The 12,242-nt window shown below is 75.0% G+C and carries 11 protein-coding genes and 1 pseudogene; 7 read left to right on the top strand and 5 right to left on the bottom strand.

The window, feature by feature from the left end:
* A pseudogene (locus ACWGDE_RS28610) lies at positions 1-367 on the bottom strand (hypothetical protein); the annotation flags it as partial.
* A 247-nt stretch (positions 368-614) separates the two neighbouring features.
* Here ACWGDE_RS28610 and ACWGDE_RS28605 point away from each other — a divergent pair.
* Positions 615-1,514, top strand: coding sequence for an arginase family protein (locus ACWGDE_RS28605; RefSeq protein ID WP_453391915.1), 900 nt, complete (start codon positions 615-617; stop codon positions 1,512-1,514).
* An 88-nt stretch (positions 1,515-1,602) separates the two neighbouring features.
* On the opposite strand, the gene ACWGDE_RS28600 is transcribed toward ACWGDE_RS28605, so the two are convergent.
* On the bottom strand, positions 1,603-2,157 hold the full coding sequence (locus tag ACWGDE_RS28600; RefSeq protein ID WP_453391914.1) for a DinB family protein: 555 nt from the start codon (positions 2,155-2,157) through the stop codon (positions 1,603-1,605).
* Between the two features lie 111 nt (positions 2,158-2,268).
* Here ACWGDE_RS28600 and ACWGDE_RS28595 point away from each other — a divergent pair, with 111 nt between their 5' ends.
* Positions 2,269-4,239 (top strand): DUF5107 domain-containing protein, encoded by a 1,971-nt coding sequence (locus ACWGDE_RS28595; protein WP_453391913.1) that lies wholly within the window; start codon positions 2,269-2,271, stop codon positions 4,237-4,239.
* Positions 4,240-4,286: 47 nt separating this feature from the next.
* On the opposite strand, the gene ACWGDE_RS28590 is transcribed toward ACWGDE_RS28595, so the two are convergent.
* Positions 4,287-5,630: an AMP-binding protein gene (locus ACWGDE_RS28590; RefSeq protein WP_453391912.1), complete on the bottom strand. Its 1,344-nt coding sequence runs from the start codon at positions 5,628-5,630 to the stop codon at positions 4,287-4,289.
* 182 nt (positions 5,631-5,812) lie between these two features.
* On the bottom strand, positions 5,813-6,262 hold the full coding sequence (locus ACWGDE_RS28585; protein WP_453391911.1) for a nuclear transport factor 2 family protein: 450 nt from the start codon (positions 6,260-6,262) through the stop codon (positions 5,813-5,815).
* Positions 6,263-6,377: 115 nt separating this feature from the next.
* Between ACWGDE_RS28585 and ACWGDE_RS28580 the strand changes: the two genes are divergently transcribed.
* The gene (locus ACWGDE_RS28580) at positions 6,378-6,947 is read left to right on the top strand and encodes a PadR family transcriptional regulator (protein ID WP_453391910.1); all 570 of its coding nucleotides are present in this window, start codon (positions 6,378-6,380) and stop codon (positions 6,945-6,947) included.
* Between the two features lie 112 nt (positions 6,948-7,059).
* On the top strand, positions 7,060-7,827 hold the full coding sequence (locus tag ACWGDE_RS28575) for an SGNH/GDSL hydrolase family protein (protein ID WP_453391909.1): 768 nt from the start codon (positions 7,060-7,062) through the stop codon (positions 7,825-7,827).
* Positions 7,828-7,916: 89 nt separating this feature from the next.
* Here the strand turns inward: ACWGDE_RS28575 and ACWGDE_RS28570 are convergent, their stop codons facing one another.
* Positions 7,917-8,780 carry a methyltransferase domain-containing protein gene (locus ACWGDE_RS28570; RefSeq protein WP_453391908.1) on the bottom strand — a complete coding sequence of 288 codons (864 nt, stop codon included), beginning with the start codon at positions 8,778-8,780 and terminating at the stop codon, positions 7,917-7,919.
* A 216-nt stretch (positions 8,781-8,996) separates the two neighbouring features.
* Between ACWGDE_RS28570 and ACWGDE_RS28565 the strand changes: the two genes are divergently transcribed.
* The 3 genes from ACWGDE_RS28565 to ACWGDE_RS28555 all read left to right on the top strand — a co-directional run bounded on the left by ACWGDE_RS28565 (position 8,997) and on the right by ACWGDE_RS28555 (position 12,145).
* Entirely contained in the window at positions 8,997-9,569 is a 573-nt protein-coding gene (locus ACWGDE_RS28565) for a TIGR03086 family metal-binding protein (RefSeq protein WP_453391907.1), read from the top strand.
* A 103-nt stretch (positions 9,570-9,672) separates the two neighbouring features.
* Positions 9,673-10,977, top strand: a complete 1,305-nt coding sequence (locus tag ACWGDE_RS28560) for an aminotransferase class I/II-fold pyridoxal phosphate-dependent enzyme (protein ID WP_453391916.1) — start codon at positions 9,673-9,675, stop codon at positions 10,975-10,977.
* 64 nt (positions 10,978-11,041) lie between these two features.
* The gene (locus tag ACWGDE_RS28555; protein WP_453391906.1) at positions 11,042-12,145 is read left to right on the top strand and encodes an MBL fold metallo-hydrolase; all 1,104 of its coding nucleotides are present in this window, start codon (positions 11,042-11,044) and stop codon (positions 12,143-12,145) included.
* The last annotated feature ends 97 nt before the right edge of the window (positions 12,146-12,242 follow it).

Genomic DNA, 12,242 nt, shown 5'->3' with positions numbered 1-12,242 from the left:
GGCTCCAGTCGAGCCCGGGTTCGTCCGCCGGTGCGGGCAGGACCGCCGGCGCGTCCGCCGGGCGGTGGATCCACTGGGCGTCGAAGAGGACCTCGAAGCCGTCCGGGGCCAGGTCCAGGTCGGCGAAGCTGTCCTTCACGGAACAGCCCGGGCCGTCGGTGTCGATCCAGGTCAGGACCTCGGCCTCGGGCACCTGCGGGCGCAGGGTCACGGCGTCGGGGTAGTAGGGCGGGGTCCGCCGGGGGCTGGTCCACAGGTGCTCGCCCAACGAGACGTCCAGCCCGTGCGCGCGGCACACGGCTTCGCACCACCGGGCGTTGTTGTCGGCCGCCAGCAGGCGTATTCCCTGGTCCTCGTCCTTGATCACGTCGGAGATGGTGCCATACGCAGCACCGGCCGGCCGATCGATTTCCGCCGCGCGGGCCCGGGCCGCCGCCGGCGGGGCGCGGCAAGATCCGAAAGGGACGGCCCAGCCCCGGCCTTCGCCGCTCGCGGGCCGGAAGGGCCCCCGCCGGGGTTCCGGCACGTCGACGGCGGCAGGCGCGCGCGGTGAGCGTCGGGCGAGCGCGGCCGAAAACCTCCTCCCGGGGCCCGGCATCGCACAGGATGAGTGCATGCGAACCCTCGTGCTCCTCGACGCGCCGTCCAACCTAGGGCTCCGGCCGCCCGCGCCGGGTGTCGTACCCGGTGTCTACAAACTGGCCGGCGCGCTGCGCGAACAGGGCCTGCTGGCCCGGCTCGGCGCGCGCGAGGGCGGGGTCGTCGTCCCGCCGCGCTACGACCGGGGCGACTGGAAGGAGGGCGACGGCGTGTTCCACGCCGGGCCCCTCGCCGCGTACACCGTGGCCCTCGCCGACCGGATCGAAGGCCACCTGAGGGCCGGGGAGTTCCCCGTCGTCCTCGGCGGCGACTGCTCCATCCAGCTCGGCGCCTCGCTCGCCATGCGCCGCATCGGGCGGTACGGGATCGCGGCGATCGACGGCTCCGCCGACTTCCGCCACCCCGGCAACGAGGCCGTCAACGGGCCCGTCGGCGCGGCGGGCGGCGAGGAGCTGGCCCTGGCCACCGGCCGGGGCCAGGCCGGCCTCGCCGACCTGGAGGGCCTCGGACCCTACCTGCGCGACGAGGACCTACGGCTCTTCGGGCTGCGCGACGGGGACCCGGACCTCCCCGAACTGCGCGCCGCCGGGATCTTCGCCGCCACGGTCGGAGCGATCCGGGACCGGGGCGCGGGCCCCGTGGCCCGGACCGCCCTGACGGGGCTCCAGCCCCCGGCCACCGCCGGGTTCTGGGTCCACCTGGACGCCGACGTACTGGACCCGACGGTGATGCCGGCCGTCGACAGCCCGGACCCGGGCGGCCTGATCCCCGACGAACTCGCCGAACTGCTCGGTGTGTTGATCAGCTCACCGCGCTGCGTCGGCCTCAACGTCACCATCTACGATCCGGACCTGGACCCGGACGGCCGCGCGGGCGCACTGCTCGCGGACCTGGTGGCGGGGGCCTTCGCGTAGGCCCGGACCGGGGCCGGGGGCGCGCGGCGGGCCCGCACCCCGGGCCCGCCCGGCCCGGTCACCCGCGCGGGCCCCGGCGGCCCCGCCGTCAGACCCCGATCGCGCCGTCGATGCGCTCGCGCAGCAGGTCGGCGTGGCCGTTGTGGCGCGCGTACTCCTCGATCATGTGGATCAGGACCCAGCGCAGCGAGATCTCGCCCAGCCAGCCGTCCTTCCCCGACACGTCCAGGTCCGGGGCCCGCTCCGTGAACCGCTCGGCGAACGCCACCTCGGCCCGCCACGCCTCCCACGCCCGCTCGGCCGCCCCGGGCTCCGCCACCGCGCCGTCGAAGTCGCCGTCGGGATCGTCCGGCGAGGAGAACAGCGGCGGGGCCTCTTCCCCGGCCAGCACCTTCCGGAACCAGCGGCGCTCCACGTCCGCGAGGTGGCGCACCAGCCCCAGCAGCGACAGCGTGGACGGATCCACCGACCGCAGAGCCAACTCCTCGTCGAGGCCGGCACACTTGAGCTCCAGCGTGGCGCGCTGCGCTCCCAGCATCGATACGAGCATGGGACGCTCGTCACCGGTTCTGGGCCGTCCCAGGAACTGGTTCTCGGCCTCGGCTCCGCCGAAGAACTCGCCCCGTCTGCTGCGCTCGCTCATGAACCCATTGTGGATCAACGCCCGGAGCTCCGAAGGGCTTTGCGTAATCCTGACCGGTGGTGATGCGCCGAATCCCTGTGCACCGGCCGTCCTGGCGTGTTCCATTTCCCCATGGCCACCACCGTCCGCCGCTCCGTACTGACCCTTCCCGCAGCCCCGTTGGGACCCGAGAACCCGCTGCCCGCCCTACGCGCACCCGGTGGGGTGCACGTGCTGGACGAGCGGTCGCGCGAGGGCCTGCCGCGCGACATGGCCCGCCAGATCGGCTACGAACCGCTGCGCTCGCTGCTGCCCGTCCGGGTGCGGGACGGCTACCGGCGGCAGCGGGCCGAGCGCGAGATCGAGACGATCGTCATCGAGAACGCGCATCTGCGCGTCACCGTCCTGCCCGGCCTGGGCGGCCGGGTCCACTCGCTCGTCCACCTCCCCACCGGCCGTGAACTCCTCTACCGCAACCCGGTGTTGCAGCCCGCCAACTTCGCGCTCAACGGCGCCTGGTTCTCCGGCGGCATCGAGTGGAACCTCGGCGCGACCGGCCACACCACCCTGTCCTGCGCCCCGCTGCACGCGGCTCTCGTACCGGCTCCCGACGGGGGTGTGATGGTGCGGCTGTGGGAGTGGGAGCGGCTGCGCGACCTGCCCTTCCAGGTGGACCTGTGGCTCCCGGAGGACTCGCAGTTCCTCTACGTCGGCGTCCGCGTGCGCAATCCGCACGAGCGGCCCGCGCCCGTCTACTGGTGGTCCAACATCGCCGTGCCCGAGGACGAGGGCACCCGCGTCCTGGCCCCCGCCGACGAGGCCTGGCACTTCGGGTACGAGCGCTCCCTGCGGCGCGTCCCCGTACCGCGGTGGCGGGACGCGGACCGCACGTACCCGCTGCGCAGCGAGTACCCGGCGGACTTCTTCTACGAGGTCGAGGGCGGGGCCCGGCCCTGGATCGCCTCCCTCGGCGCGGACGGGCGGGGTCTCGTACAGAGCTCGACGGCCCGGCTGCGCGGCCGCAAGCTCTTCGTCTGGGGCGCGGGCGAGGGCGGCCGGCGCTGGCAGGAGTGGCTGACCGAACCGGGCACGGGCGGGTACGCGGAGATCCAGGCCGGGCTGGCCCGGACCCAGCTGGAGCACGTACGGCTCGAGGCCGGGGCGGAGTTCAGCTGGCTGGAGGCCTACGGGGCGCTGTCCGCGGACCCGGCAGCGGTGCACGGCGAGGACTGGGCCGCGGCGCGGGCCTCGGCCGAGGCGGCGCTGGAGTCCGCGCTGCCCCGGGCGGACGTGGACGCGGCGTACGGGGCGTGGCGCGGGTGCGCCGACACCGAGCCGGGGGAGCGGCTGGCGGCGGGCTCCGGCTGGGGCGCGCTGGAGGTGCTCTGCGGGGGCCACAAGCTGCCGGGCACCCCGTTCGGGGAGGACACGCTCGGCGAGGAGCAGGCGCCGTGGCTGGAGCTGTGGCGCACCGGGGTCTTCCCCGCCCCGCGCAGGGTGGCCCCGCCCGGCCCGAGCCTGGTCGCCCCGCACTGGCGGGACATGCTGGAGACGGCCCGGGCGGACCCGCTGACCGAGTACCACCTCGGGGTGGCGCAGTGGCACGCCGGCGACATCGCGCAGGCGGTACGCAGCTGGGAGCGAGGGCTGGCCCTGGCCCCCTCGCGGTGGCCGCTGCTGCGGTGCCTGGCGGTCGCGGACGACCTGGCCGGAGACCCGGCGCGGGCGGCCCGCTGGTACGAGGAGGCCTTCGAGGACCTGACCCAGGAGAGCCGGGGCGGCGAGGGCTGGCTGGCCGCCGAATCGGCACTGGGCCGGGAGGCGCTGGAGGCCCTGCTGTCCGCGGGGCTGCTGCCGCAGGCCCGCTCGGTGTGGGACCGCCTGCGGCCCGCCCTGCGCGACGAGGGCCGCTTCCGGCTGGCCGCGGCCCGGCTGCTGGCGGCGGAGGGGCACGTGGGGGCGGCCCGCCGGGTCTTCGAGGAGGGCTTCGAACTGCCCGACCTCCGCGAGGGCGAGGAGGTCCTCTCGGAGGTCTGGTCCGCGCTCACGGACCGCCCGCTGCCGCCCCGGTACAACTTCCGCATGCGCCCGCCGGGGGAGTGATCCGGGGCATCCGGTGCGGGGTGCGGGGTGCGGGAAGGAACCGCGGCCTAGAGGCGGCCGGTCACGACCAGGTCGCCTTCCGGGGTGCGCCGCGCGAGGGTGCCGGTGCGCAGGTAGCCGTCGGTGGTGAAGGCGTCGGCGTTGTGGTCGGGCGCCCGGTAGTGGCCGCGCGGGGTGTACGGGCCGCGGATCAGGAGTTCGCCCGGCTCCCCGGCGGGCAGGTCCTCGCCCTCGGCGTCGACGATGCGGATCTGGTCGTCGGGGGAGAGCGGACGGCCCTGCGTGCCGAGCACGGTCTCCTCCGGATCGGCGGGCCGGGTGAAGGTGAGCAGGCCCTCGGCCGTGCCGGAGGCCCGCTGCGGGCGGCAGCCCAGTTCGGGGCCGATCCGCTCGGCGGTGGCCCGGTCCAGTGGGGCGCCCACGACCTGCAGGAGGCGCAGGCTGCTCACGTCGGCCCCGACCGCGGGCAGTGCGTCGAGCCAGTTCCGGGCGACATCGGGCACCACCGCGGTGACGGTGACCCGCTCCCGTTCGACGGCCGCGAGGCATGCGGCGGGGTCCGGGTCCTCGACGAGGACCACGGTGCCGCCGGCGGTGAGGGTGCCGAGGATGCCGGGGGCGCCGAAGGCGAAGTTGGACGCGGCGGGCAGCACGGCGAGGTACACGTCGTCCTCGGTCAGCGACACCAGCTCGGCGGCGGCCCGCGCCTGGTAGGCGTAGTCGTTGTGGGTGCGCGGAACGATCCCGGGCCCCGCGGAGCCGTCGCCGGAGAGCAGCAGGAGCGCCACCTGACCGGCCCACTGTTCGAGCGGAGGCTCCGGCGGGGAGTCGAGGGAACCCAGCGGGAAGTAGTGGCAGCCCGCCGTGTCGGTCGTGAAGCCGCCGTACGGCGAGGACGTGCCCGGCGCCTCGAAGGGGAACACCCTGCGCAGGAAGGGACCTTCGGTCGCGATCCGCGCGGCCATCGCCGTGTGGTCGAAGCCCCGGTACACCGAGGGGCCGACGTATCCCGTGGCCTGCGTGACCCGCACGAGGGGGGACACCTCCGACGCGCGGTGCGCGACCGGGCACAGTACGGGGACCATGCCGGCGCGCATCAGCGCGAACACGGTGACGACGAACTCCGGGATGTTCGGCAGCTGGACGACGACCCGCTGCCCGCGCCGCAGGCCGCGCAGCCGGAAGCCGGCGGCCATGCGGTCCACGCGCCGGTTCAGGGCGGCGTACGTGACCCGGGTGTCGCCGTGCACGAGCGCGGTCCGCGGTCCGTACTGCAGGGCCCAGCCGCGCAGCAGGTTGTCCAGCGTGGTGCCGCGCCAGTGACCGGACGCCCAGTAGTGGTCGACGAACTCCTCGGGCCACGGCGTACAGCCTTCGAGCATGGATGCCATTCGCTTCGCCCCCTTCGCGACGCCGGAGCGATCCCGCCGTCTTGATCTTGGCAATCCAATGCCCGGGCACCCCCGCACGCAATGCGCTTTCCCGACCACGGTCGCCGGATCCCATCGGCGGAAACCCCAAGGGGCGCCGCTGACCAGGGGGAACGAGCTGGCGCCGGGGTCGGGGTGGGGGCCTACGCCCGGGTCGCCGTCGGGTCGGGGACGAGGCCGTCGGCGATCAGGCCGGCCAGGACCGCCTCGCCGACGGCCACCACGGCCGTCTGGGGGCGGATCATCACGGTGATCTCGTTGATCAGGCCCCCGGGCGCGAGGTGCAGCATGTCGATGCCGTGCACCTGCCGGCCGTTCACGGTGGTCCGGAAGGGCAGCACGGTCGCCGGGCCCTCGGCCCCGTCGGAGCCGCCCTGGACGCTGCCGTCGAAGTGGCCGACGTAATGGAAGTCCTCGAAGGTGCGCAGGAGGACCCGGAAGAGGGCCAGTACCGCCGCCTTGCCCTCGAACGGCTTCGACTTCACCGGGCTGTTGAGCCGGACGTCCTCGGTGAACAGCGCGTCCAGCGCGGCGAGGTCCTGACGGTCGACGGCGGCGCGGAACAGGTCGGCGGTGCTCGTGTCGGTACTCATGAGGTCTCCTCGATAGTCACCGATGTGATTAGTCAGTTTCTTGACTATCATGGGCCGGGCGTCCCTGAGAAGACGCCGTGGTGAACGGACCCGAGGCACCCGAGGAGGCGGACCGGTGGCATTGCGTCACGCCGTACTGGCGGCACTGCTCGACGAGGAACTGAGCGGCTACCAACTGGCCAAGGCCTTCGGCACGGGCGTGGCCAACTTCTGGCACGCGCTGCCCCAGCAGGTCTACGCCGAGCTGACCAAGCTGGAGCAGGCCGGGTTCATCGCCGGCCGGGAGGTCGTCCAGGACACCCGGCCCAACAAGCGCCTGTACCAGGTCACCGCCGCCGGACTGGCCGAGCTGGAGCGGTTCACGGCCGCCTCCACCAAGCCCTCCTTCATCCGCGACGACCTGCTCGTGAAGGTCCAGGCGGCCGAGCACGTCGACACGCAGGCCCTCATCGAGCAGCTCGCGGAGCGGGCGGCCTTCGCCGACTCCAAGATCGAGCTGTTCGGCGCGCTGCTGCGCAAGATGCGCGGGGAGCGCTCCGAGGAGGAGTTCCTGCGCCACGGCGAGCGGATCGGCCCGTACCTCACCTGCCTGCGCGGCCTGGAGTTCGAGCGGGCCAACCGGGCCTGGTACGAGCGCACCACGACCATCCTGAGCGAGAGGCGGGCCGACTGTGCCGGTCGATGAGCGGAACCAGAATCAGAACCAGAGTCCGAGCCGGGATCAGATTCAGGCTCAGGGCCCGATCCAGGACCGGAGCCGGGGCTGGGACGCGGGCAGCCCGCGCGGGACGCGGTACGTGGCCCTCGGCGACAGCCAGACCGAGGGCGTCGGCGACGGTGACGACAGTACGGGGCTGCGCGGATGCGCCGACCGGCTCGCCGAGCTGATCGCGGTGCACGACCCCGAGGTCCGGTACGCCAACCTGGCCGTACGGGGCCGCCTCGCGGCCGGGGTCCGTGAGGGGCAGCTCGCGCCGGCCCTCGCGCTCCGTCCCGACCTGGCGACCGTGGTCGCCGGGGTCAACGACGTGCTGCGGCCCAAGTTCGACGCCGACGAGGTCGCCGGGCACCTGGAGGCGATGTTCGCCGCGCTCACCGCGCAGGGTGCCCGCGTCGCCACCGTCACCTTCCCCGACATAGCGAAGCTCGTTCCGCTCGCCAAGGGCGCGGCCCCGCGCGTGGACGCGCTCAACGAGCGGATCCGGCAGGCGGCGGGCCGGCACGGGGTGGCCGTCGCCGACTTCGCGCGCCACGAGGCGTCCACCGACCCCCGGATGTGGAGCGCGGACCGGCTGCACGCCTCGCCGGGCGGCCACGCGATGATCGCCGCCGGTGTCGCGCACGCCCTGGGGCTGCGGGGCAGCGACGACTCCTGGACCCGCCCGCTGCCCGGCGCGCCGGTGGCCGGCCCGGTCGGCCTGCGGGGCGTCGCCGGGGAGCTGCGGTGGGCCGTCGGGTTCGCCGGGCCCTGGATCGGCCGGCGGCTGCGCGGGCGCTCCTCAGGCGACGGGCGTACGGCGAAGCGGCCCGCTCTGCTGCCCGTCGGCAGCCCCGCGGCCCCGTAAGCCGGCGACCCCGTAAGCCCGGGGCCCTGTAAGCCCGTGGGCCCGCGATAGCCCGTGGGCCCGCGCGAGCCCGTTTGCCCTCGCGGGGGTCAGGCGCGGGCGATGATCTCGCCGTTCAGGACCGAGAACCAGGCGTCGGGGGACGCGCCCCACGTGTGCCAGGCCTCCGCGACGGCCGCCAGCTCCGTCTCCGTCGCGTGTCCGCCGCCGGTCGCGATCCCGGCGTACGCCGAGGCCGTCGTACGGTCCGCCCACAGGGCGGACCACCACGCGGCCTCCTCGTCGGTGGCGTAACACCACGAGGTCGCCGTGCAGGTCGTGTCCGTGAAGCCGGCCTCCCGCGCCCACGCGCGCAGGCGGCGTCCGGCGTCGGGCTCGCCGCCGTTGGCGCGGGCGACCCGCCGGTACAGGTCCAGCCACTCCTCCAGCCCCGGGGTCCGCGGGTACCAGGTCATCGCCGCGTAGTCCGCGTCCCGTGCCGCCACGATCCCGCCCGGCCGGCACACGCGGCGCATCTCGCGCAGCGCCTGGACCGGGTCGCCGACGTGCTGCAGCACCTGGTGGGCGTGGACCACGTCGAAGGAGTCGTCCGGGAAGTCCAGCGCGTGGACGTCGGCCGTGGCGAACTCGACGTTGTCCAGGCCCCGTTCCTTCGCGTACGCGGCGGCCTGCTCGATCACGTCCGGCGCCGCGTCCACCGCCGTGACCCGGCCGTCCGGCCCCACCAGCTCCGCCAGGTCCGCCGTGATCGTGCCCGGACCGCAGCCCACGTCCAGGACCGCCATGCCCGGGCGCAGTTCGCCGATCAGGTACGCGGCGGAGTTCCGCGCGGTGCGCCAGCGGTGCGAGCGCAGCACCGACTCGTGGTGCCCGTGGGTGTAGACCGCGGTCTCGTGCGCGGTGTCCGTGGCCTTCCCGGCGTCCGTGGCGTCCGCAGCGTTCGTGGCGTTCATGGGGACTGGCTCCTTCGTCGTCGAAGTGCTCGTGAGGCGGTGTCGAACCGTTGGTCCCACCGTAAAGGATCAGTTCGTCATATGAGATATGCGTTTTGACATGTGGACACCACCCCCGCGCGCCAAGGGGATTGGGCAGGCCGGTGGCAGGGAAGTGCAGGTGCGAGGAGAGTGAACCCGGGGAGGGGACGACCCCGGCCAAGGACGGTGAGACAGATGCCGGACCCGCTGCTCGACACGCACGCCGAAGCGCTGAGGCTCTTCGGCGGACTCGTGCACGCAGTCAAGGACACCCAGTGGGACGCGCCGACGCCCTGCACCGATTGGAGCGTGCGCGACCTGGTCAACCACGTCACCGCCGAACAGCTGTGGATACCGCCCCTGGTCACCGACGGCCGCACGGTCGAGGACATCGGCTCCACCTTCAACGGGGACGTCCTCGGTACGGACCCCGGCGCCGCCTGGGACACGGCCTCGGCCGCGGCGCACGCCGCCTTCGAGATCCCCGGGGCGCTGGAGAAGACCGTGAAGCTCTCGTACGGACCCGCGCTCGGATCGGCGTACTGCTCGGAGCTGACCGCCGACTGCGTCGTGCACGCCTGGGACCTCGCGCGGGCCATCGGCGCCGACGAACGGCTGCCGGACGGCCTCGTCGAGTTCTCCATCAAGGAGGTCATGCCCTACGCGGACGGACTGGCGGCGAGCGGCATGTACGCGGCTCCGCTGGAGGTGCCGGCCGGGGCGAACGCGCAGACCCGGCTGCTCGCCCTGCTGGGGCGGGACGGCTGAGGGCGGCCGCCCGGCCACGACGGGCGAGTGCGGACAAATAACCGTATAAAGGCAGGGTTGGAGAGCGCGGGACGGCAGGAAGAGGTGGCGCGCGGTGTCGGGGATCCAGCGCACGACGGCCGAGGGCCGGGGTCCGGTCCGCTACGGGCCGCACGCTCCCCAGCCGGGCCTGCCCGTCCTGCCCGAACTCAACGAAGTCCTCGCGGCCGCCGCCTGGCGCTCGGCCCCCGAACCCCCGGGCGGGGGAGTCCCCGTACGGGCCGCGGCGGCCCGGCACTGGGGCCGCAGAGGGCTGCCGACCGACCCCGACCACGTGGCCGCCGGACCCGGAGCGCCGTCGCTGCTGCTCGCGCTGCTCGGCGCGTACGGCGGCGACGTCATGCTGCCGCGCCCCTGTCCCGCCTGGTGGACGCCACAGATCCGGCTGCTGGGACGGCGGGCCTACCACGTCCCGACCCCGGCCGAGTGCGGCGGCGTACCCGACCCGTACGCCCTGCTGGAGACCGTGCGCCGGGTGCGTGCCGAGGGCGGCGACCCGCGGGTGCTGCTGCTGTCCGTGGCCGACGACCCGACGGCCACCGTGCCCCCGCCCGAGCTGCTGCTGGAGGCCTGCGAGGCCGCCGCGTCGGCCGGGCTGTTCGTCGTCAGCGACGAGACCTGGCGCGACACCGTCCACCGGCCGGCCGGCGCCGGCGGGGGCCGTGGAGTCCCCGGGGCCGGCGGCCGGACCCGCGACACCCTCGTCCTCGGCACCGGGGGCCGGGCGGACGACACCCTCGTGCTCAGCCCCGCCGAGATGCTGCCCGACGAGACCGCCGTCCTCCTCGACCTGTCCGGCGCACTGCTGCCCGCCGGCTGGCCCGCCGCCGTCGTCCGCTTCCCCGGCACCCCGCACGGCTCCTGGCTGCGGGCCCGCACCCTCGACGTGCTCACCGCCACCGGCGGGTTCGTCGCGGGACCCGTCGCGGGGGCCGCCGCACACGCCCTCGACGAGCCCCCCGCCGTCGCCGGACGCATCGCCTCGGCCGCGGCCCTGCACGGAGCGGTGGCCGGCGCCGCGCACCGGGAGCTGCTGGCCGCGGGGGCGCTGGCCCGGCCCCCGCGGGCCGGCCGGCACCTCTACGCCGACCTGACGCCCCTGCGCGCGGGGCTCGCCCGGCAGGGAGTCGGCGACGCGATGGAGCTGGAGGACTGGCTGGGCGCCAGGCTCGGCGCGCCGACCCCCGGCGGGCAGCGGTTCGCGGACGAACCGGTGGCCCTGCGGGTCCGGCTGTCGACCGGGCCGCTGCTGGGCGCCACCCCGGAGGAGCGGCTCGCCGCGCTCACCGCCGCCGACCCCCTCGGACTCCCGTACGTACGGGGCTCGTTGGAGCGGCTCCGGTCGGTCCTGGCGGGGTTGTCCGACTGACACCGCCGACCGGCCCGCCCGGCCGAACCCCACCCGACTCCCGCCGGTGAACGGAGACTTCTCGATGAGGGATCAGACGGACGCGCCCGCGGACGCGCGGTCGGACGTGCGGGCGGACATCCGGTCGGGCGGACCCGTCGCCCGGGCCGCGGCCTCGGTGCGGCAGGCGCCGGTCCGGCCCGCCGCGCCGCCCGCACCGGTCGTGCGCCCGCTGGGTGAACACCGGCTGTGGCCGCGCTCGTTCGCGAACCGGCTGACCACACCGCTGCCGGGGCTGCGCGCGTTCGCCCGGCTCGCCCGGGAGGGCGCCTTCCGGCCCGGCCCCGAGGGGCTGCGCGGCATCCCGGACCTGCCCTACGAGCCGGCCCCGCTGCCCGCCGTCACCGCCGGGACGGTGTCCGTCACCTGGGCCGGGCACGCCAGTTGGATCCTGCGCATCGGCGGCCTGACCGTGCTGACCGACCCCGTCTGGTCGCGGCGGATCCTGGGGACCCCGGCGCGGATGACCCCCGTCGGGGTGCGGTGGGAGGAACTGCCGCCGGTCGACGCGGTCGTGATCAGCCACAACCACTACGACCACCTCGACGCGCCGACGCTCAAACGGCTGCCCCGGCACACCGCCCTCTTCGTCCCGGCCGGACTCGCCCGCTGGTGCCGGCGCCGGGGATTCACCCGGGTCACCGAGCTCGACTGGTGGGAATCGGCCGAACTGTGCGGCGTGCGCTTCGAGTTCGTGCCCGCGCACCACTGGTCGAAGCGGTCCCTGATCGACGCGTGCCACACCCTGTGGGGCGGCTGGATCCTCAGCGACCCGCGGGCCGCGACGCCGCAGAAGGTCTACTTCGCGGGGGACACCGGTTACGGGCACTGGTTCGGGGAGATCGGGCGCCGGCATCCCGGGATCGATCTGGCGCTGCTGCCCATCGGGGCGTATGCGCCGCGGTGGTGGCTGCGGGAGGTCCACGCGGATCCGGAGGAGGCGGTGCAGGCCTGCCTCGACGTGGGGGCGCGGCGGATGGCTCCGATGCACTGGGCGACCTTCGCCCTGTCCTCGGAGCCGGTGATGGAGCCGTTGCACCGGGTGCGGGCCGCCTGGGCCCGGGCGGGCCTGCCCCGCGAGTCCCTCTGGGACCTCCCGATCGGCGCCTCCCGCACCCTGCCCTCCTGACGCCCCCGGTCCCGGCGCTCCCGAACCCTGCGGGAGCTCGTCCCCTCCCCGCCCTTCGCCCGTTCCCCGGGCCGGCCGGGACCCCCCGGGGCTCCGC

The sequence above is a fragment of the Streptomyces sp. NPDC054956 genome, from assembly GCF_053609185.1.
The sequence above is the reverse complement of the archived record's forward strand: the minus strand, read 5'-3'. Positions and strand labels throughout refer to the sequence as shown.